General features: G+C 67.3%; 22 protein-coding genes. 14 read left to right on the top strand and 8 right to left on the bottom strand.

What is annotated here, in order from left to right; all coding sequences use genetic code 11:
• Window positions 1-25 precede the first annotated feature (25 nt).
• Window positions 26-937: a DMT family transporter gene (locus AC1RTA_RS00895; protein ID WP_492783736.1), complete on the bottom strand. Its 912-nt coding sequence runs from the start codon at window positions 935-937 to the stop codon at window positions 26-28.
• Window positions 938-1042: 105 nt separating this feature from the next.
• Here AC1RTA_RS00895 and AC1RTA_RS00890 point away from each other — a divergent pair, with 105 nt between their 5' ends.
• The 10 genes from AC1RTA_RS00890 (at window position 1043) to AC1RTA_RS00845 (ending at window position 10905) form a co-directional block, all read left to right on the top strand.
• Complete coding sequence (locus AC1RTA_RS00890) at window positions 1043-1948, top strand: LysR family transcriptional regulator (protein ID WP_014235744.1); 906 nt, start codon at window positions 1043-1045, stop codon at window positions 1946-1948.
• 54 nt (window positions 1949-2002) lie between these two features.
• A complete protein-coding gene (locus AC1RTA_RS00885; RefSeq protein WP_492783735.1) occupies window positions 2003-4051 on the top strand; it encodes a thioredoxin domain-containing protein in 2049 nt (682 codons plus the stop codon).
• A gap of 50 nt (window positions 4052-4101) precedes the next feature.
• Window positions 4102-4410, top strand: coding sequence for a c-type cytochrome (locus AC1RTA_RS00880; RefSeq protein ID WP_014235742.1), 309 nt, complete (start codon window positions 4102-4104; stop codon window positions 4408-4410).
• Between the two features lie 189 nt (window positions 4411-4599).
• Window positions 4600-5898, top strand: coding sequence for a branched-chain amino acid ABC transporter substrate-binding protein (locus AC1RTA_RS00875; RefSeq protein ID WP_205229649.1), 1299 nt, complete (start codon window positions 4600-4602; stop codon window positions 5896-5898).
• Window positions 5899-5970: 72 nt separating this feature from the next.
• On the top strand, window positions 5971-6894 hold the full coding sequence (locus AC1RTA_RS00870; protein ID WP_014235740.1) for a branched-chain amino acid ABC transporter permease: 924 nt from the start codon (window positions 5971-5973) through the stop codon (window positions 6892-6894).
• The gene (locus AC1RTA_RS00865; RefSeq protein ID WP_014235739.1) at window positions 6891-7967 is read left to right on the top strand and encodes an ABC transporter permease subunit; all 1077 of its coding nucleotides are present in this window, start codon (window positions 6891-6893) and stop codon (window positions 7965-7967) included. Before AC1RTA_RS00870 ends, AC1RTA_RS00865 begins: the two co-directional genes overlap by 4 nt.
• Entirely contained in the window at window positions 7967-8770 is an 804-nt protein-coding gene (locus AC1RTA_RS00860) for an ABC transporter ATP-binding protein (RefSeq protein ID WP_492783734.1), read from the top strand. The genes AC1RTA_RS00865 and AC1RTA_RS00860 overlap by 1 nt, the downstream gene beginning before the upstream one ends.
• Window positions 8763-9479: an ABC transporter ATP-binding protein gene (locus tag AC1RTA_RS00855; protein ID WP_014235737.1), complete on the top strand. Its 717-nt coding sequence runs from the start codon at window positions 8763-8765 to the stop codon at window positions 9477-9479. Before AC1RTA_RS00860 ends, AC1RTA_RS00855 begins: the two co-directional genes overlap by 8 nt.
• 2 nt (window positions 9480-9481) lie before the next feature.
• On the top strand, window positions 9482-9793 hold the full coding sequence (locus AC1RTA_RS00850; RefSeq protein ID WP_014235736.1) for a metal-sulfur cluster assembly factor: 312 nt from the start codon (window positions 9482-9484) through the stop codon (window positions 9791-9793).
• 2 nt (window positions 9794-9795) lie between these two features.
• Window positions 9796-10905, top strand: coding sequence for a DUF8744 domain-containing protein (locus tag AC1RTA_RS00845; protein WP_492783733.1), 1110 nt, complete (start codon window positions 9796-9798; stop codon window positions 10903-10905).
• A 12-nt stretch (window positions 10906-10917) separates the two neighbouring features.
• Here AC1RTA_RS00845 and AC1RTA_RS00840 read toward each other — a convergent pair whose 3' ends face one another.
• Together AC1RTA_RS00840 and AC1RTA_RS00835 are read right to left on the bottom strand one after the other, a co-directional pair.
• Window positions 10918-11403, bottom strand: a complete 486-nt coding sequence (locus AC1RTA_RS00840) for a nitrous oxide reductase accessory protein NosL (RefSeq protein ID WP_014235734.1) — start codon at window positions 11401-11403, stop codon at window positions 10918-10920.
• Window position 11404: 1 nt separating this feature from the next.
• Window positions 11405-12010, bottom strand: coding sequence for a nitrous oxide reductase accessory protein NosL (locus AC1RTA_RS00835; RefSeq protein ID WP_492783732.1), 606 nt, complete (start codon window positions 12008-12010; stop codon window positions 11405-11407).
• A 185-nt stretch (window positions 12011-12195) separates the two neighbouring features.
• Here AC1RTA_RS00835 and AC1RTA_RS00830 point away from each other — a divergent pair, with 185 nt between their 5' ends.
• From AC1RTA_RS00830 to AC1RTA_RS00815, 4 genes are all read left to right on the top strand, one after another.
• On the top strand, window positions 12196-12693 hold the full coding sequence (locus AC1RTA_RS00830; protein WP_492783731.1) for an RNA polymerase sigma factor: 498 nt from the start codon (window positions 12196-12198) through the stop codon (window positions 12691-12693).
• On the top strand, window positions 12681-13625 hold the full coding sequence (locus AC1RTA_RS00825) for a FecR family protein (RefSeq protein ID WP_492783730.1): 945 nt from the start codon (window positions 12681-12683) through the stop codon (window positions 13623-13625). The genes AC1RTA_RS00830 and AC1RTA_RS00825 overlap by 13 nt, the downstream gene beginning before the upstream one ends.
• Before the next feature lie 96 nt (window positions 13626-13721).
• On the top strand, window positions 13722-16070 hold the full coding sequence (locus AC1RTA_RS00820; RefSeq protein WP_492783729.1) for a TonB-dependent siderophore receptor: 2349 nt from the start codon (window positions 13722-13724) through the stop codon (window positions 16068-16070).
• A gap of 54 nt (window positions 16071-16124) precedes the next feature.
• Window positions 16125-16703 (top strand): nitrous oxide reductase accessory protein NosL, encoded by a 579-nt coding sequence (locus AC1RTA_RS00815; protein ID WP_492783728.1) that lies wholly within the window; start codon window positions 16125-16127, stop codon window positions 16701-16703.
• A gap of 10 nt (window positions 16704-16713) precedes the next feature.
• Here the strand turns inward: AC1RTA_RS00815 and AC1RTA_RS00810 are convergent, their stop codons facing one another.
• From AC1RTA_RS00810 to AC1RTA_RS00790, 5 genes are read right to left on the bottom strand one after another with little or no spacing between them, the layout of a single operon-like run.
• Complete coding sequence (locus AC1RTA_RS00810; protein WP_492783727.1) at window positions 16714-17718, bottom strand: hypothetical protein; 1005 nt, start codon at window positions 17716-17718, stop codon at window positions 16714-16716.
• Between the two features lie 3 nt (window positions 17719-17721).
• Window positions 17722-18396: an ABC transporter ATP-binding protein gene (locus tag AC1RTA_RS00805; protein ID WP_014235727.1), complete on the bottom strand. Its 675-nt coding sequence runs from the start codon at window positions 18394-18396 to the stop codon at window positions 17722-17724.
• Window positions 18397-18410: 14 nt separating this feature from the next.
• Entirely contained in the window at window positions 18411-19547 is a 1137-nt protein-coding gene (locus AC1RTA_RS00800) for an ABC transporter permease (RefSeq protein ID WP_492783726.1), read from the bottom strand.
• On the bottom strand, window positions 19510-19845 hold the full coding sequence (locus tag AC1RTA_RS00795) for a hypothetical protein (protein WP_014235725.1): 336 nt from the start codon (window positions 19843-19845) through the stop codon (window positions 19510-19512). The genes AC1RTA_RS00800 and AC1RTA_RS00795 overlap by 38 nt, the downstream gene beginning before the upstream one ends.
• Window positions 19842-20393, bottom strand: coding sequence for an SCO family protein (locus AC1RTA_RS00790; protein WP_492783725.1), 552 nt, complete (start codon window positions 20391-20393; stop codon window positions 19842-19844). Before AC1RTA_RS00790 ends, AC1RTA_RS00795 begins: the two co-directional genes overlap by 4 nt.
• Window positions 20394-20578: the final 185 nt, after the last annotated feature.

Below are 20578 nucleotides of genomic sequence, written 5' to 3'. Positions count from 1 at the left end.
TATCTGGAAAGAAAAGCGCCCGCTATTAGCGGGCGCTTTTCTTTGCTCGGCTGACCAGCAGGACGCCTGCCAGGACCAGGCCGGCGCCGGCCAACTGGGCGGCGGAGACGGGCTCCTGCAGCAGCCACCAGCTGAAGAAGATGGTGAGGACGGGTCCCAGGGTGCCGATCAGCACCGACCGGGCGGCACCGATGCGGCGGATGGCGGCGGATTGCCAGAGGATGGGCAGCACCGTGGAGAAAAGGGCCATGGCGGCGCCGTAGAGATAGATGGGCAGGGGCTGCACCAGGGCGGCGAGGGGCTGGGTGGCGAAGAAGTGCAGCTGGGTGGCGGTGGTGGACACCAGCATGGCCAGGGCGGCGAAGCGGGCCGAGCCGAGGCGGCGGATGGCCGGTTCGGCCCCGGCGCTGTAGATGGCGTAGGTGAGGGCCGAGCCGAAGACGAAGGCGGCGCCGGTGAGCAGGGTGGCCACGTCGCCGCCCAGTTGCAGGTCGTGGGCGAAGGCCAGGCCGATGCCGGCGTAGGACAGCAGCAGGGCGCCCACCTGGCGCTTCTCCAGGGACTGGCCCATGAACAGCACGCCGATGAGCACGGTCAGGGTCGGATAGGTGAACAGGATCAGCCGTTCCAGACCGGCCGAGATGTACTGCAGGCCGAGGAAGTCGAGCATGCTGGAGGCGTAGTAGCCGAGGACGCCGAGCACCACCAGGGTGCCCCAGTCGCGCCGCGTCAGGGGGACGGCATTGCCGGCGGTGAAGCCGATCCAGAGGAAGGCGGGCAGGGAAAAGACCATGCGCAGGGAGAGCAGGGTGACGGCATCCACCGGGGCGGCAGCATAGGCCAGCTTGACGAAGATGGCCTTGAAGGAAAAGCCGAACGCCGCCAGGACGGCCAGGGCGACGCCGATGCGGTCGGAGTTCCAGTGTTTCCAGGGCATGGAGTTCGATTCGGGCAAGACGAAGTGTTTGGATTTTCAGCCCTCGCCAAAGCTGGAACAATTGGTAAACTCCCAAGCAAGCCTTCGTCAAAGCCGAAACCTTCCATGCGCTACGATCTTGTCGACCTGAAACTGTTCCTGGCCGTGGCGGAGGAGCGCAACCTCACCCGGGGCGCCGAGAAGGCCCATCTGGCGCCCTCCTCCGCCAGCCACCGCATCCGTCAGCTGGAGGACGCCCTGGGCACGCCCCTGCTCACCCGCCAGGCCCGGGGCGTGGCCCTGACCCGGGCCGGCGAATCCCTGCTGCGCCACGCCCGGGAAGTGTTTGCCCAGCTGGAGCAGATGCATGCCGACCTGGCGCCCTACGCCCAGGGCATCCGCGGCCACGTCAGCCTGTGGGCCAATACCCACGCCACCCACACCTTCCTGCCCATGGACCTGGCCGGTTTCCTGCGGGACCATCCCCAGGTCAGCGTCACCCTGGAGGAGCACACCAGTCCCCATATCGCCCTGGCCGTGGCCGGCGGCGAAGTGGAAGTGGGGGTGGTGGCGGGCCATGTGGAAAGCTCCGGGGTGGAACTGCTGCCCTATCGCCAGGACCGCCTGGTGCTGGTGGTGCCCGCCGGCCATCCCCTGGAAGCCCGTCGCGACGAGCCTGCCGGGCTGGGTTTTGGCGCCGTGCTGGACTACCCTTTCGTCATGCTCCACGCCGGCAGCGCCATCCACACCTTCACCATGAATGCGGCGGCGGCCCAGGGACGCCACCTCAACGTGCGCATCCAGGTGCGCAGTTTCGGCGCCGTGCTGCGCATGGTGGGAGCCGGCGTCGGCATCGGCCTGGTGCCCCGTTCGGCCCTGGTCTTCGCCGACCGGGAACGGCCGCCCACGGTGCTGGAACTGTCCGAGCCCTGGGCCCGGCGCGACCTGCAGATCTGCGTCCGCAACCGGGCCAGCCTGTCCGGCTTCGCCGTCGCCCTGGTGGATGCCCTGGCGAAAAGTGCCGAGGCCTGAACCCCCCGCCCCGGATGCTGTCCCAGACACAACCTCTCTAGTCGACTGCCCGTCATGCCCAACCGCCTCGCCGCAGAAACCTCCCCCTACCTGCTGCAGCACGCCGACAACCCGGTGGACTGGTATCCCTGGGGCGAGGAGGCGCTGGCCCGGGCCCGGGCGGAAAACCGGCCGATCCTGCTCTCCATCGGCTACTCGGCCTGCCACTGGTGCCATGTCATGGCCCATGAGTGCTTCGCCGATGCAACCGTGGCGGCGGAGATGAACCGCCTCTTCATCAACATCAAGGTGGACCGGGAGGAGCGCCCCGACCTGGACCAGGTCTATCAGACCGCCCACCAGATGCTGGTCGGCCGCCCCGGCGGCTGGCCCCTGACCATGTTCCTGACGCCGGACGCCATGCCCTTCTTCGGCGGCACCTATTTCCCGCGGGAACCCCGTCACGGCCTGCCGGCCTTTGTCGAAGTGCTGCACAGCGTGGCCCGGGCCTTTACCGAGAAGCAGGACGAGATTGCCGAGCAGGGCCGCACCATGCGCGAGGCCTTCGGCAGCACCCTGCCCCGGGCGGTGCGGGGCGAGCCCCTGTTCAACGCGGACCCCCTGGCCCAGGCCGTGGCGGAGCTGGACGCCAACTACGACCGGCGCCGTGGCGGCTTTGGCGGCGCCCCCAAATTTCCCCGGCCTGCCGCCCTGGACTTCCTCCTGCGCCGCCATGCCGCCACCGGCGATCCCCACGCCCGGGACATGGCCCTGACGACCCTGGAACGGATGGCCGAGGGCGGCATCCACGACCACCTGGGCGGTGGCTTCTATCGTTACAGCGTCGATGCCCAGTGGAGCATTCCCCACTTCGAGAAGATGCTCTACGACAACGCCCAGCTGCTTCACCTCTATGCCGAAGCCTGGGCCCTGAGCCGCAAGCAGGTGTTCCGCCAGGCGGCCGAGGGCATCGTCGCCTGGCTGCAGCATGAAATGGCGCTGCCTGACGGGGCATTCTCCGCCGCCCTGGATGCGGACAGCGAGGGCGAGGAAGGCCGCTTCTACCTATGGACCGCCCGGGAGGTCCATGCCCTGCTGCCGCCCCAGCAATGGGATGTGGCTTCCATCCACTGGGGCCTGGATGGTCCGCCCAATTTCGAGGATGCCGAATGGCACCTGCGCCAGGTGCAGCCCCTGGAGCAGGTGGCCGAACGCCTGCGCCTGACGCCCGGCGAGGCGCGCCAGCAGCTGGAAGGGGCCCGGCACACCCTGCTGGCGGCCCGCAACGAGCGCATCCGCCCGGGGCGGGACGACAAGGTGCTGACCGGCTGCAACGCCCTGGCCATCAAGGGCCTGGCCCGGGCCGCCCGGGCCTTCGGCCGGCCCGAATGGCTGGGCCTGGCCTGCGGGGCGGCCGATTTCCTGCAGCGTGAGCTCTGGCGGGACGGGCGGCTGCTGGCCGCCTGGAAGGATGGCCGGGCCCGGCTGCCGGCCTATCTGGACGACCATGCCTTCCTCCTGGAGGCCATGCTGGAGTTGCTCCAGGCCGGCTGGCGCGATGCCGACTACCGCTGTGCCGTGGCCCTGGCCGACGCCCTGCTGCAGCACTTCGAGGATCGGGAGGAAGGCGGCTTCTTCTTCACCGCCCACGACCATGAGGCCCTGATTCACCGCACCAAGCCGGTGGAGGACCATGCGACGCCGTCGGGCAACGGCGTTGCCGCCTTTGCCCTGGGGCGCCTGGCCCTGCTTAGCGGCGAGCCCCGCTATGCCGCCGCCGCCCGCCGCGCCCTGGCCCTGTTCCTGCCCGACCTGCGCCAGCATCCCGGCGCCCACCCGGGCCTGCTCAATGTCCTCGGCGACGAGCTGAGCCCCCCGGCCCTGGCCGTGCTGCAGGGACCGGCCGCGGAGTTGGCCCGCTGGCAGGACGAAATCGGCCGCCTGCCGGCGCCCTGGCTGCTCGCCGTGGCCCCTACGGGCGGGGACGAACGGCCGCCCCCCTTGCGCAAACCGGAGACGGAACGTGTCAACGCCTGGGTCTGTGCCGGCGTTACTTGCTTGCCACCCATCGACGGCCTGGAAGCCCTGCTTGGCATGTTGGCCAAACCGTTGAAAGTGCATTAACATCCCCGCGCTACACAGCATATTCACCATTGTCACTACGGAGCGAGAGCATGAAAGCGATTTACGTGTCCCTGCTGGCCGCCGCTGGCCTCCTGATCAACGGCGCTGCCCAGGCTGACGAAGCCCTGGCCAAGGCCAAGAACTGCATGACCTGTCACCAGATCGCCACCAAGGTGGTGGGCCCCGCCTACAAGGACGTGGCCAAGAAGTACGCCGGCGACAAGGCTGCCGAAGGCAAGCTGGCCGAGAAGATCCAGAAGGGCGGCAGCGGCGCCTGGGGCACCGTGCCCATGCCCCCCAACAACGTGACCCCGGACGAAGCCAAGAAGCTGGCTCACTGGGTCCTGAGCCTGAAGTGAGCCGTTAAGGTCTCGCTGACGAAAAGCCAACCTCCGGGTTGGCTTTTTTATTGTCTGCAATCCGTCCGGAACCCCGCGCCGACCTTGTATCCTGCATATTGACAAGGGCCGGGGGCGCCCTGAGAATCATTCGCTGTATCTTCTTCCCCAACACCGTCATCCGTTATAAGCCCGAGAGGAGTTTCCGTTATGCGCATGAACAGCATTCCCGGCACCATCCTGGCCCTGGCCGCCGCCATTTCCCTGATCGGTTGCGGCAACAAGGAAGAACCCGCACCCCAGGCCGCCCCGGCTGCAGCTCCTGCCGCCAAGCCCGAGATCACCGTCAAGATCGGCCATGCCTCTCCCCTCACCGGCCCCCAGGCCCACATCGGCAAGGACAACGAATACGGCGCCACCCTGGCCATCGAGGAACTGAACGCCAAGGGCCTGGAGATCGGCGGTGCCAAGGTCAAGTTCGAACTCATTTCCGACGACGACCAGGCCGACCCCAAGCAGGGCACCACCGTGGCCCAGAAGTTCGTCGACGCCAAGGTTAACGGCGTCATCGGCCACCTCAACTCCGGTACCACCATCCCGGCCTCCAAGATTTATTTCGATGCCGGCATTCCCCAGATTTCCGGCTCCGCCACCAACCCCACCTACACCAAGCAGGGCTTTGCCACCGCCTTCCGCGTCATGGCCAACGACGAGCAGCAGGGCAAGGCCCTGGCCCAGTTCGCCGCCAAGACCCTGGCGGCCAAGAGCGTTGCCATCATCGACGACCGTACCGCTTACGGCCAGGGCCTGGCCGACGAGTTCAAGAAGGCCGCCGAAGCTGCCGGCCTCAAGGTGGTGGCCAGCGAGTACACCAATGACAAGGCCACCGACTTCAAGGCCATCCTGACCAAGATCAAGTCGAAGAAGCCGGACCTGATCTTCTACGGCGGCATGGATCCCCAGGGCGGCCCCATGGCCAAGCAGATGAAGGAACTGGGGCTGAAGGCCAAGTTCCTCACCGGCGACGGCGGCTGCACGCCCAACTTCATCACCCTGGCCGGCGCCGCCGCCGAAGGCCAGTACTGCTCCCTGCCCGGCGTGCCCCTGGACAAGATGCCCGGCGGCACCGTCTTCAAGGACAAGTTCGTCGGCAAGTTCAAGACCGAAATCCAGCTCTACGCGCCCTATGTCTACGACGCCACCATGGTCCTGGTGGATGCCATGAAGCGGGCCAATTCCGTGGAGCCGGCCAAGTACCTGCCGGAGATCGGCAAGACCAGCTTCCAGGGCGTCACCGCCAAGATCGGCTTCGACGAGTTCGGCGACCTGAAGGACGGCGCCATTTCCTTCTACGAGTACAAGGGCGGCAAGATCGAGTACGTGGAAACCCTGGGTGGCACTCCCGAGGCGGCGCCGGCAGCGGCTCCTGCCGAAGCGCCGGCAGCGGCTGCACCGGCCGCCGCGGCTCCCGCCTCCGCTCCTGCCGCTGCGGCTGGCGAGAAGAAGTAAGCCGCTCCTAGCCAACCTCCCCATTGCAAACGGCGCCCTATGGCGCCGTTTGCATGTCCGCACAGGAATTCCATGGACATTTTTCTGCAACAAATCATCAACGGCCTGGTGCTCGGCAGCATCTACGCCCTGGTGGCCCTCGGCTACACCATGGTGTACGGCATCCTGGGCCTCATCAACTTCGCCCATGGCGAAGTGGTCATGATCGGTGCCCTCACCGCCCTTACCGTGGTCAAGCTGCTGGCCGGCTCCGGCCTGCCGGGCCCGGTCATCGCCCTGATCGGCCTCATGGCTGCCGCCCCGGTGTGCATGGCCATCGGCTACGGCATCGAAAAGATCGCCTACCGGCCCCTGCGCAAGGCGCCCCGGCTGGCCCCCCTGATCACCGCCATCGGCGTCTCCATCGTGCTGCAGAACCTGGCCATGATGGTCTGGGGCCGCAGCTACCATTCCTTCCCCGCCGTGCTGCCGGCCGAGGCCCACGAAGTGCTGGGCGCCACCTTCACCGACCTGCAGGTGATCATCGTCCTGGTGGCCGCCGGCATGATGGCCGGCCTGCTGCTGCTCATCAACCGCACCCGTCTGGGCCGCGCCATGCGTGCCACCGCCGAGAATCCGGCCATCGCCCAGCTGATGGGGGTGAATGTGAACCACATCATCTCCCTCACCTTCGTCATCGGCTCGGCCCTGGCCGCCGTGGCCGGGCTCATGGTCAGCGCCAATTACTCCATCGCCCACTACTACATGGGCTTCATTCTCGGTCTCAAGGCCTTCACCGCCGCGGTGCTGGGCGGCATCGGCAACCTGGCCGGGGCCATGATCGGCGGCATCCTCCTGGGTCTCATCGAATCCCTGGGGGCCGGCTACATCGGCGACATCACCGGGGGCTTCCTCGGTTCCCATTACCAGGACGTGTTCGCCTTCTTCGTCCTGATCCTGGTGCTGGTCTTCCGTCCCTCCGGCCTGGTGGGCGAGAAAGTGGCGGAACGGGCATGAGCTGGAACGACCTCAAGCACGACCGCCGTGTCCTCTGGGCCGGCTACGCAGCCATCGGCATCGTCCTGGCGGTGCTGCCCTTCCTCGTCGGCGCCGGTCTGGGCAATGCCTGGCTGCGCATCCTCAACTTCGCCATGCTCTACATCATGCTGGCCCTGGGGTTGAACATCGTGGTGGGCTTCGCCGGCCTCCTGGACCTGGGTTACATCGCCTTCTATGCGGTGGGGGCCTATCTCTACGCCCTCCTCGCCAGCCCCCATTTCGGCCTGCACTGGCCGGTGTGGGCCATCCTGCCCCTGGGGGCCGTGGTGGCGGGCGGTGCCGGGGCCCTGCTGGGGGCGCCGACCCTGCGCCTGCGGGGCGACTACCTGGCCATCGTCACCCTGGGCTTCGGCGAGATCATCCGCATTTTCATGAACAACCTGAATGCGCCGGTGAACATCACCAACGGGCCCCAGGGCATTTCCAGCATCGACCCCTTCCACGTCGGCGGCGTCACCCTGGCCAAGCCCCTCTCGGTGCTGGGCGTCACGGTGCCTTCCCTGCACGCCTACTACTACCTGTTCCTGCTGCTGGCCCTGGTCATCATCTTCGTCACCATCCGCCTGGAGGATTCCCGCATCGGTCGCGCCTGGGTCGCCATCCGGGAAGACGAGATCGCCGCCAAGGCCTGCGGCATCAACGTGCGCAACATCAAGCTGCTGGCCTTCTCCATGGGCGCCACCTTCGGCGGCGTCGCCGGCGGCCTCTTCGCCAGCTTCCAGGGTTTCGTCAGCCCCGAGTCCTTCGGCCTCATGGAATCCATCATGGTGCTGTGCATGGTAGTGCTGGGAGGCATGGGCCACATTCCCGGCGTCATCCTCGGCGGCATCCTCCTGACCATCCTGCCCGAAGCCTTCCGCCATGCCGCCGTGCCCCTGCAGAAGTACGCCTTCGGCAAGGTGGTGGTGGACCCGGAAAGCCTGCGCATGCTGCTCTTCGGCCTGGCCCTGATCGCCGTCATGCTCTACCGCCCCGCCGGCCTGTGGCCCTCGGCCACGCGCAAGCGGGAACTGCAGGGAGGGAGCAAGTGATGAGCGAGCGTCCCATCCTTCTCGAGGCCAGCGACGTGGCCAAGCACTTCGGCGGGGTCAAGGCCCTGCGCGGCGTCTCCCTGACCATCCGGAAAGGGGAGATCTACGGCCTGATCGGCCCCAACGGCGCCGGCAAGACCACCTTCTTCAACTGCCTCACCGGCCTCTATGTGCCCAACGGCGGGCGCATCGTCTTCGCCGGAGCGGAGCTGGACACCTCTGCCCCCCACAAAGTGGCGGCCCGGGGCATTGCCCGCACCTTCCAGAACATCCGCCTCTTCGCCCACATGACGGCCCTGGAGAATGTCATGGTGGGCCGCCACCAGCGCACCCGGGCCGGCGTCTTCGGCGCCATCTTCCGCACTCCGGGCACCCGGGCGGAGGAGGCGGCCATCCAGCGCCGGGCCGAGGAACTGCTGCACTACGTGGGCATTGCCGACCGGGCCCACGACCTGGCCAAGCATCTCTCCTACGGCGACCAGCGCCGCCTGGAAATCGCCCGGGCCCTGGCCACCGAGCCCAGGCTGCTGGCCCTGGACGAACCCGCTGCCGGCATGAACGCCTCGGAAACCGGCGAACTGCGCACCCTCATCGAAGGCATCCGCAAGGACGGCATCACCGTGCTGCTGATCGAGCACGACGTGAAGCTGGTGATGGGCCTGTGCGACCGGGTGGCCGTGCTCGATTACGGCGAAAAGATTTGTGAGGACGTGCCCGCCGTGGTGCAGAAGGATCCCCGCGTGATTACCGCTTATCTGGGCGCCGAAGCCCAACCCGCCGGCAGCGAGGTGGCCCATGGCTGAACCCCTGCTCATCGTCGAAGGTCTGCGCATCGCCTACGGTGGCATCCAGGCCGTCAAGGGCATCACCTTCCATGTGGACCCGGGCGAAACCGTGGCCCTCATCGGCGCCAACGGCGCCGGCAAGACCTCCACCCTGAAAGCCCTGGCCCGACAGCTCGATGCCGCCGGCGGCAGCGTGCGTTACCAGGGGCGCGAAATCTCGGCCCTGGCGCCCCATGAGCTGGTGGGCCAGGGCATCGCCCTGGTGCCAGAAGGGCGGGGCGTCTTCGCCCGCCTGACGGTGACCGAGAACCTGGAAATGGGCGCCTACTGCCGCCACGACAAGGCCGAGATCGCCGACGACCTGGAACGCATCTTCGCCCTCCTGCCCCGCCTCAAGGAGCGCCACGGCCAGCTGGCCGGCACCCTCTCCGGCGGCGAGCAGCAGATGCTGGCCATGGGCCGGGCCCTGATGAGCCGGCCCAGGCTGCTGTTGCTGGACGAACCTTCCATGGGTTTAGCACCGATCATGGTGCAGAAGGTTTTCGAGGTGGTACAAGAGGTGGCCAGCCAGGGCATGACCATCCTGCTGGTGGAGCAGAACGCCCGCCTGGCCCTGCAGGTGAGCCGCCGCGGCTACGTCATGGAGTCCGGCGACATCACCCTCACCGATGCGGCCGGCACCCTGCTCGACAACCCCCGCGTCAAAGCCGCCTACCTAGGAGAATGACCATGTCCCTGCCGACTGAAGAAGCCCTGCGCACCGTCCTGCGCCAGGTGGTGGATCCGGAGGTCGGGGTGAATATCGTGGACCTGGGCCTGGTCTACGGCATCGACATCGGCGACAACGGCGTCGTGGTGCGCCTGACCATGACCAGCCCGGCCTGCCCCATGGGCGACCTGGTCATGGACGAGGCCCGGGCGGCCCTAGAGCCCCTGGTGCCGGAACCCTACGACCTGGACCTGCAACTAGTGTGGGAGCCGCCCTGGTCGCCGGCCCTGATGAGCCCCAAGGCCAAGGACACCCTGGGCTGGGGCGAGTAGCCATGAACGCCCCCCACCGGGGCGGCCTGCGTCCCCTGCAACGCCTGCCCCTGCTGCTGCTGGCCATGGCCGCCCTCCTGGTCGGCGTCGGCGGCGGCCTGTGGCGCCTGGGCTGGGCCTTTCCCCTGCCCGCCTCCCTGGCGGCCCAGGGCGCCGCCTTCCACGGCCCCCTCATGGTCAGCGCCTTCTTCGGCACCGTCATCGCCCTGGAACGGGCGGTGGCCCTGGCCACCGGCTGGGCCTACCTGGGGCCGGCCCTGGCCGGCGCTGCCGGCCTGGCCCTGCTGCTCGGCGCGCCGCCGGCGGTGGCCGGCGGCCTGGCCTGCGGCGCTGCCGCCATCCTGCTGCTGGCCTCCCTGCGGGTGTGGCGGCAGCAGCCCGCCCTGCACAACCTGACCCTGGCCCTGGGCGCCGCTTCCTGGCTGCTGGGCAACGGCCTGTGGCTGGCCGGCTTCCCGGTGCCCCGGGTGGTGATCGCCTGGGTCGCCTTCCTGGCCCTGACCATCGCCGGCGAGCGCCTGGAGCTTTCCCGCTTCCTGCCGCCATCGCCCCTGGCGCAGCGCTTCTTCGCCCTGTTCATGGCCCTGGTGCTGCTGGGGGCGCTGCTGACGCCCCTGCTGCCGGACGCAGGCACGGCCCTGGCCGGGCTCGGCCTGCTGGCCCTGGCTCTGTGGCTGTTGAAACAGGACATTGCCCGACGCACGGTGAAGCAGCAGGGTCTGACCCGCTTCATCGCGGTGTGTCTGTTGTTGGGATATTTCTGGCTGGCCCTGGGCGGCGGCCTGCTGCTCGGCGGCGGCGCCCTCAGCGGCAGCGGGCCCCACTACGACGCAGCCCTGCATGCTCTGCTGGTGGGCTTTGTCTTTTCCATGGTGTTCGGCCACGCGCCGATCATCTTCCCCGCCGTGGCCCGGGTGCAGATTCCCTACCACCCGGTGTTCTACGGGCCCCTGCTGGTGCTGCACGGCAGCCTGGCCCTGCGCCTGCTGGGCGACCTGCTGCCCGAATCGGGGCTGCGGCCCTGGGGCGGCGCCGGCAACGGCCTGGCCCTGCTGCTGTTCGTGCTGACCATGGTGGGCAGCGTGGTCAGGGGACGGCGCGCCGCCCCCTGAGTCCGGCCGGTTTCAGTCGGCGTCCAGTTGGCGGATCAGGGCCGGGGTCACCTGGCCGAAGTCCACGATGCGCTTGCCCTTGTGGTCCTTGAGAAATTCTTCCGCATCCAGCCGGTCGGCCTGGGGCACCAGTTCGTGACCCATGGGACCGAGCACGTCGGAGCCGAGGACGAATAGGGCCTTGCGTGCGTCAACGCGGCGCAGGTTGTAGAAGTCGGTCACCAGGATGGCCTCGATGTCGCCGGGGCGGTGGCCCGGGGCGTATTTGGGCAGGTCCTGGAGGAACTTAAACATGTCCTTGGCGCCGTCGAAGAAATGCACATGGCCGTCCTTCCACTGCACCACGGCGACCCAGTTGGGATACTTGGAAACCAGCATGCCGCAGACCGGGCAGGTGTCCCGGGGACCGGGCTTGGCGGGCGGCGCGGCGGCTGCCGCTGCGGCCTGGATACCCATCCAGGCGCAGAGCAGCCAGGCCGCCAGGAGGCGGCGTCCCATCTCAGCCCTTGGCCTGGGCGGCCTTGCGCCGGCGTTCTTCCCGGTTCCTGCGGATCATGGCCACGTCGCCAGCCATGTCCAGATAGGCTTCGCGCAGGGCATCGTTGAAGTTGCCCAGGCTGCCGCCGTACTTGGCCTGGAATTCCTTGGCCACGCTGGGGGTGGCGAAGGAATGCTTGCTGCGCTTAGTCATGGCGTGCTTGAGGTCGGCGCCGATGAGATAGACCAGGTTGTCCACCGGCACCAGGGGCCGGGGTTCGGCGGCGGAGCCATAGTCGGGGCCCCAGATCTGCTTCGGTTCCCGGTCGATGTTGAGGCCCAGGCTGAGGCTCAGACAGTGGATGGAGCAGACGCCGTCAGCCAGGTCGTCGCTGTACTGCACCAGCATGCGGGCCTTGTGGTGTTCCTTGCGGTCCATGCCGCAGTAGGGACACTTGGGATACTTCTCGAATTCCTTGTCCAGCGGATTGGCATCGGCCCCGGTCTTGGGAATGAACTGCTGGGGCGTGCGGTCCGTGTCGCAGGCAGCGGCCTGGGCGGAGCCGGTGGTGGCGGCGAGCCCGGCGCCGGCGGCCAGGGACAGCTTCAATAGTTGGCGACGATCCATTTCTTATCTCCCTTGCTGAAAAACAGACCCCGAATATAAGCGTTGGCGAAAGTGCCGGAGTGCGGCAAATTGCCGCGCCCTGCCTGGCTCTGCGGGCGGCAGTGCGACCCTATGTCGCATTTGTGCGGGGCGGGGCGTGCTCTAGCATGGCGATCTTCTTTCTATGCCCTAATGGATAGCCACCCATGCTCGGTGGTGAAGCGCTCGCCCATCTCTACCTGCAGCACGTCGCCGAACTGCGCCATTACCTGGCCCAGCGGGTGGCCTGCCGGGAAGTCGCCCGGGAACTGGCCCAGGAAACCTTCCTGCGCATGATGCTGAGCGACGGCAAGGACGCCATCCGCAATCCCCGGGCCTTCCTCTATCGCATCGCCGCCAACCTGGCGGTGGACCACTACCGGGCCCAGGCCGGCCGTCCCCGGGAAATCCTGCCCCTGGAAGACTGCGCCGAACAGGCCTGCCCCCGCCCCGGTCCGGAGCAGGTGGCCAGCGCCAGGCAGACCCTGGCCCGCCTGGCGGCGGCGGTGGAACAGCTGCCGCCCCGCTGCCGCGAGGTGTTCCTGCGCCACAAATTCGACGGCTGCCGCCAGGCCGACCTGGCACAGGAATACGGCATCAGCGTCAATGCCATCGAAAAACACCTGATCCGGGCCCTGGTGCAGCTGCGCCTGTGCCTGCACTGACCATGTCCGCCTGCGGCACGCCCCCTGAAGACCAGCCCCTGCCGGCGGTGCTGGAGCAGGCGGCGGGCTGGCTGCTGCGCCTGCAGCGGCCGGAATGCTCCGCTGCCGAGCAGCGCCGCTTCGAGGCCTGGCTGGCCGCCGACCCCCGCCATTCCCGGGAGTACGCCCGCTTCCAGGAACTGTGGCGCCAGCTCGACGGCCTCAAGCCCCGCCGTCGCAGCCGGCGCCAGTCCCTGGCCGCCGGGCTGGCCGGCCTCGCCTGTTGCGGCGCCCTGCTTGGCCTGCCGGCCATGGACCGCCAGGAGTGCCTGCAGACCGCGGTGGGCGAAAGGCGCAGCGAACTGCTGGCGGACGGCAGCCGGCTCGACCTCAACGCCGACACCGTCCTGCGCATCCAGTATTCGCAGCACCAGCGCCGCCTGTTCCTGGAGCGGGGCGAGGCCCGCTTCGTCGTCGCCGCCGATGCCCGGCCCTTCTCGGTCCAGGCCGGCGCCGCCACCCTGCGGGACATCGGCACCACCTTCGCCGTCAGCCTGGAGCGCCAGTCCCTCGCGGTGCGGGTGCTGGAAGGCCGGGTGGAAGCCCATCTCGGCGCCGTCCCCGTGTCCATCGGGGGCGGCCAGCAATGGCAGCACGGGCCCCAGGGCAGCAGCGCAGTGCAGCCGGTGGCCCCGGGGCAGGTGGCGCCCTGGCTCGAAGGCCGCTGGATTTTCCAGGCCACGCCCCTGGCCCAGGCCCTGGCGCAGGTCAATCGCCAGCACGAGCGTCCGGTGCTGCTGCAGGACCCGTCCCTGGCGGAACTGCGCATCAGCGGCAGCTTCCGCATGGCGGACCGGGAGGGCCTGCTCGACGCCCTGCTGCTGCTCTATCCCCTGGCCCGGGAAGAGGGCCGGGACCGCACCTATCTGCTGCGCCGAGGCGGTGTCGAGTAAATACTTTTGCCCACCCGTGTCAGGGTTTTCATTGCTCCAACGTCTCACTCCCCATGCCGGCAAACAGCCGGAGTCTCAGTGAGTGAAAGGCGAGCAATGAAAAAAATGATGGGGATGGTGGCGCTGGTGACGGCAGCCGTGGCGGGGAACTCATGGGCCCAGGGGGCGCGTACGCTGGACCTGGCGCCCCAGCCCCTGGCCGAGGCCCTGCAGGGTCTGGCCGGGCAGACGGGCATCCAGATCCTGTTCGACGCGGCGGAACTGCAGAGCGCCCCTAGCCGGGGACTGCAGGGCAGCCTGACGCCGGAAGCGGCGCTGCAGAAGCTGCTGCAGGACACGGACTTCGTCTTCCACAGCACCGCCCCGGGGAGCTACGTGATCCAGCGGCGTCCGCGCAACAGCCAGACCCTGCCCGAAGTGGTCGTGCGCGCACCGCGGCCCAGCGCCCAGAGCGAGGGTAGCGGCACCTATGCAGCCGCAGCGGCCACCGTGGCCGGCAAAATTCCCCTGACCATGCGAGAGATTCCCCATTCCGTGTCGGTGGTGACGCGCCAGCAGATGGACGACCAGGGCATGGTGAACTTGAAAGATGCCCTGATACAGGCAACAGGTGTTACGTATATTCCCAATGACACCACCCAAAGCGACTACCGTGTGCGTGGTTACTCTCTGGGGGTGATGTACGACGGGATTCCCGCAGCAGCCGGTCTTGGGGGCTACCAACAATTTGACTTGCCCATCTATGACCGTGTGGAAGTGCTACGGGGCCCTGCTGGACTTCTGCAGGGCTCTGACAACCCGTCAGGGGCGGTCAATATGGTGCGAAAACGTGGTCAAACAACGGCCAAAAGCGATTTCAAAGTATCGATAGGCAGCTGGAATAACCGACGTGCTGAGGCCGATATCACTGGGCCTTTGGATGCTGAAAAGCGTATCCGGGGACGCTTGGTTGTCTCTCAACAGGATCGGGATTTTTTTTATGCTCGAACCAAGGATAGCAAGGACCTGTTCTATGGAAACCTGGACATAGACCTTAGTTCGGTCACGACCCTGTCCATGTTTTTGACGGTCCAGGATTCAGAAACTCACGTGTCTACTTCCGGCCTGCCTGCATACAACAACGGGCAATACCTGAACGTACCCCGCTCCACTAACGTGTTGCCGGACTGGAATCGGAGCACTTGGCATACAGAAGAAATAGCTCTTGCCTTAGAACACCGTCTGGATAATCAGTGGACTGCAAAAGCCTCGGCTTATCAACGCAAACAAAGCTACTTCTTTAAAGACAGCTATGTGAATGGAGGCGTAAATCCCATTACAGATACGGCAAAGTACGCTCGTCGCCAAGCCAACTACGATTACTATAGAGATGGTTTTGATGCTTTCCTAGCAGGACCATTTGAGTTGATGGGTCGTCGTCATCAAGCATTGGTTGGGGTCAACTTTGACCGGTTCCGTACGAGCTACGCTAGTGGCAACGCGAGTGATGTCACCGGGGTTTCCATCTTCAATCCCAACTCCATTCCGGAGCCCACGGTTACCTACAGTAAAGGCGGGGAGAGTATTTCCTACCAGCACGGGACCTACGGCCAGCTTCGCTTGAGTTTGGCAGATCCCTTGACCCTGATCCTGGGTGGCCGCTACACCGATTACGCCGATAAAAGTCGCAGTGTGGCTCCATCGGCAGCAACGCCTTGGGGTCAGCAAGGCAAGACCAACAATGAGTTCACGCCTTATGGGGCCGTTATTTACGACGTAACTGCACAGTCCTCGGTCTATGCCAGTTACTCAGACATTTTTATGCCTCAGACCGCCAAACGCTATGACGGCTCTACACTGGAACCGCGCGTTGGCAAACAGCAAGAGATTGGAGCCAAAGGTGAATTCATGGATGGCAAGGTCAATGCCAACCTAGCCGTCTTCCAAATTCGTGACGTCAATCGCTCTTTTGCAGACCCCGATCATCCCAACTTCTATCTCGCAGCCGGAGAGGTGGAAAGCAAAGGCTGGGAGACTGAGGTAACCGGTAAGGTAGCCCAGGGGCTTGATCTGACCGCCGGGTATACCAATTTGCAAACAAAGTATCTAAAGGATACGACAAACACTGGCAAACCGATCAGCAACTGGTATCCCCGCCATACGCTCAAGCTATGGGCCAATTATCGCTTTGCCGACGATGCCGGTGCCGGCTGGACTGTGGGGGCCGGCCTAGTTGGCAGCAGCCGCTACAAGGGCAACGGCACCCTGGACACCATGGCCCAGGGCGGCTATGCCGTGGTCAATGCGGCCATCGGCTACCGCTTCAACAAGAGCTATGCCTTGAGTCTGAATGCCTACAACCTGTTCGACCGGGTCTATCACACCAGTGGCGTGCGCTCGGTCAACTCCTATAACGGTTACGGCGATCCCCGCAACTTCATGCTGACCTTCCAGGCCAGCTACTGATCACGGACTCCCGGCCGGACCGCATGTCCGGCCTTTTCATTGGAAGGAGAAAATATGGATCGCCGTACCCTTTTCAAAGGCCTGCTGGCGCTGACGGTGGTGGGGCAGGTCGAGGCGGCCGAGCCCACTTCCGGACGCGGTGCCGAGCCCGTCGCCGACCCGGTACCCCTGGATAACGAGCTGGAGAAGTATCCCCGCTGCGTCGTCTGCAACATGGACCGGCGTCGCTTCCATTACGCCCGTCACCTGACCCATTACGCCGACGATCACGTGGACGGCACCTGTTCCCTGGAATGCACGGCCGAGATGATGCTGCGGGAGCGGCGGCGGGGCTTCAAAGCCATCTACGGGCCCGATTTTGGCGCCGAGGGCGAGCCCAAGCCCCTGGTGGATGTCGCCGCCGCCACCTATCTGCTGGGCAGTCGCCTGCCGGGCACCATGACCCGGCGCAGCAAGTACGTCTTTGCCGATCCGGTGGCGGCCCAGCGGGTGCGCCAGGAGCAGGGCGGCGAGCTGGCCACTTTCGACGAGGCCCTGGCTGCATCCATGGCGGAGAAGGCGGAGCAGCTGGGCCGCCGCTACCGCAACGACCAGGAGCGGCTGCGTCGCAAGAAGGACGGCGCCGCCAGCTGAAGCGCGCCGTTCAGGGTTGTAACAGCACCAGCCGGGAGCCGGCCATCATGCCGGCAGCCAGGCACAGCAGCAGGCCGAAGCCCCAGGCCGCCACCGTCGCCAGACGGCGCGAGGCGGCCGGGGCGATCTGCTCCAGGCCCCGCACCCGGCGCACCAGCTGCAGCACGCCGCTGCCCATGCCGGCCGCCGTGGCGGCGAACAGGGGCAGGTAGAGGGCGTAGCCCTGGTAGTCGTACTCGGGCTTGAGGATGCAGAAGGGGCAGTGGTGGTGGGGGTGCTCGTAGAGGTAGAGCGAGAGGAAGGAAACGATGCCGCCGATGCCGCCGACGAAGGCGGCGCCGCTGCTGAGCCCGGCCAGGAGGCCGAGGCGGCCGCTCCAGGCGTGCCAAGCGGTGAGCAGGGCGGCCAGGCCAAGGCTGCCGTAGAACCACAGCATGGCCGGCAGGGGCGCCAGTCCCGCCATTTCCCCGGCGACGCCATGGTTGCTGTCGCCGGAGAAGAGGCTGCCGCAGCAGGAGGTGATGATGTCTGCCTTGAGGCCTCGGAAATAGGACCATTGCAGCCAGGCCGAGAGGGCCAGCAGGGGTGTCAGGCCCAGCAGCAGGGCGTACTTGAGGCGCACCAGGGGGTAGTTGCGGGCCCGGGTGTCCACGTGGTTCAGCACCAGCCACAGGGCGGCGAGGAAGAACAGGGCCACCTGCAGCAGCAGGGCGGGAAAGCCCCAGGCATCAGCATTGAGGGCGCCGACGGCGCACATGGCGCCGACGAACATGGCGGAGAGCCGGTCGGCGGTGAATACGAAGAGCAGCAGGGCCAGCAGCTGGCTGGCGCAGACGAAGGCGGCCAGGGTGGAGAAGAGATAGGTGCGCCGCTCCAGCTGCAGCTGCAGTTCGCTGCCGCTGCCCAGGTCCCAGTGACGCAGGATCTGCCAGGCGAAGGGGGCGGCGGCGGCCACCATCACCAGGGACAGGGTGGCCGCCAGGAGCAGGGCGATGACCGAGGGCTGGAAGAGCATGGCTCAATCCCCGCAGAGGCGGCCGTCGCGCAGGCCCACCACCCGGTGCACCGCGCTGGACTTGATCACCAGGGGATCATGGCTGGTCAGCAGCACCGTGCGGCCCTCGCCGCTGAGCTCCTCCAGGATGGCGAGAAACTGCTTGGACAGGGTGGTGTCCAGATTGGCCGTGGGCTCGTCGGCGATGATGACTTCGGGGTCATTGATCAGGGCCCGGGCGATGGCCACCCGCTGCTGCTCGCCGCCGGACAGCCACTCCACCCGGGCATGGCGGCGGTGGCCCAGCTGCAGGCGCGCCAACAGGGTCTCGGCCCGCTGCAGCAGTTCGGCGTGGGGCTTGCCCTCCGGGTAGGCCGGCAGCATCACGTTGTCCAGGGCCGAGAGGCCACGGATCAGGTTGAACTGCTGGAAGACGAAGCCGAAGGTGCGGCGGCGGATTTCCGTGAGGAAGCGTTCCGGCAGGCCGGAAATGTCCTCCCCGTGCAGGCGCACCCGGCCCCGGGTGGGGCGGGCCAGGCAGCCGACGATGGTCAGCAGGCTGGTCTTGCCCGAGCCGCTGGGGCCCTGGAAGGCGGTGACGCGCCGGGCCTCAAGCTCCAGGTCGATGCCGGAGAGGGCCCAGTATTCGTTGTGCTGGCCCTGGTTGAAGGCCTTGTGGATGTCGGTGAGCTGGATCATGGCAGGTCCCCCGGTCAGCCGCGCATGGCCGCGTCGGGATCGATGATGGCGGCGCGCCAGATGGGCACCAGCACGGCGGCGGTGTAGGGCACCACGGTGAAGAAGAAGAGGGTGAACAGCTGCAGGCCGTCCAGCTGGGGCACCAGGGTGAAGCGGGGATAAAGCACCGCCCAGCCCTTCAGCACCGGCTCGAAGAGGCGGGCGCCAAAGTGGAAGACATGGACATAGGCCCCCACCAGGCCGAGGAGGAAGGCGCTGAAGGAAATCAGCAGGCCTTCCCACAGCTTCATGCGCAGCACGTCCCCGGTCTCCCAGCCGATGGCCTTGAGGATGCCGATCTCCCGCCGCTCGTCGGCGGAAAGGCCGGACGCCTTCTCCCAGGCCAGGATGGCAAAGGCCAGCAGGGCCGCCGCCAGCAGGGCGAGGACGATGCCCTCGCGCCAGTCCAGCAGGCTGGCGTAGGTGCGGCGCATCTCCTCGCGCAGGATGGGGCGGGCGTCGGGCAGGGCGGCGCCGAGCTTGGCCGCCACGTTGCGCACCTCCTGGGGATTGGCCACCGACAGGGCGATGTCCGTGTAATGGCCGGCCGGGTAGTCGAAGAAGGCGCGGAAATCGGCCTCGCCGAGCAGCACCAGGTCGGCGCTGATGAGTTCGCTGCTGGCCGGCAGCACCTCGTCCACGGTGAAGGTGAACAGCTTGCCGCCGTAGGAGCGCAGGGACAGGGGCTGGCCCGCCTGCAGGCCCCGCTCCCGGGCCAGGGTGGCGCCCAGGCGCAGATGGCCTGGTGCCGGCGCCTCAGCGGCCGGCACCAGCAGGGTGTAGTTGGCCTTGCTCACCGGATCGTAGTAGTAGCCCCACAGGCGCCCCTGCTGGTGCTGCACGCCGCGGATGCGGCCGATCTTCTCCAGGTAGCCCGGCGGGATCAGGTCGTGGCGCCCCGCCACCAGGCGCTGCAGGATCACCTCCGGCGAGTCGGCCAGCACCGCCGCCGCTTCCTGGCGCAGGGCCTGGCCGAAGAGGGAGACCGAGGCCAGCATGAAGACCAGCAGGGCATAGACCGCCAGCAGGCCCAGGTTGCGGGCCTTGCGCCGGGCCAGGGCGGCCAGGGTGTAGTCAATCAGGTAGCGTTGTTTCTCGATCCAGGGGCGCATAGTGGGGCAGACGGGCGGGGGGCGGCGGCACGACGGAGCCGGAGGGGAAGTGGTCCAGGGCCAGGGGATGGTCCTGGAACGGCGAATGGAGATCGGCCAGGGACAGGTGCCGGGTGTAGCGGGCCTCGGTGAACAGGGCCAGGTCGCTCAGGCCCAGCTGCTGCACCAGGGCGGCCCGTGCGGCCTGCTCCTGCTGCCGCGGCGGCGCCAGGCGGCGGGCGTCGGCCAGCATGGCCAGGAACAGCAACAGCAGCACGGCCAGGAAGGCGCCGAAGCGGGCCGAGGGGCGCCGCGTCACAACAGGCTCCGGATGGCGGCCACCATCTCCTGGGGCGAGGCGCCGGCGGGCAGGGTGGCGGCCAGGCGGCCGCTGCCGTCGAGCAGGTAGCTGCTGCCGCTGTGGTCCACGAAGTAGCTGCCGTCGGGGCGTGGCGCCTGCTTTTCGAAGCCGGTGCCGAGCGCCTTGGCCAGGGCGATGGTCTGCTCCGGCGTGGCGCTGGCCCCCACCAGCAGGGGGTGGAAGAAGGCCGTATAGCCTTGCAGGGCGGCGGGCGTGTCCCGCTCCGGGTCCACCGTCACCAGGACCAGGCGCACCCGCTCCCGTTCCGCCGGGGTCAGGCCGTTGAGGGCCTGGGCGCCGGTGGCCAGGGCCGTGGGCGAAAGATCGGGACAGTTGGTGTAGCCGAAGAAAAGCAGGCGCACCTGGGCGTCGGCGGCGGGGCCGTCGAGGGGGCCGGCGGCAGTCTGCAGATGAAATTCGACGGGCGCGCCCGTACCCCGGGATTCGGTGGCGGGCTGGCAGGCGCCCAGCAGGAACAGCAGGGCGAGAAACGGAAGGATGCGCACGGGCTGGGACGAATGGGCGACCGGCGGTCACCGAGCTTGGTCAAGGCGCCATGGTAATGAAGGCGCTCCTGGCGGTGCTGCGACAAATTGACGCAGTACCCGGCGCCGGGCCGCGTTACACGGCGTTACGGGGAGTTACCGTTCACCTGCAAACCGGAAGTTGGTGGTTGGCGTTATTGCCCTCA

This window comes from Azospira sp. MPR-E4 (genome assembly GCF_058809645.1).
Note: the sequence above shows the minus strand (reverse complement) of the source record. Positions and strands in the feature narration are given on the sequence as shown.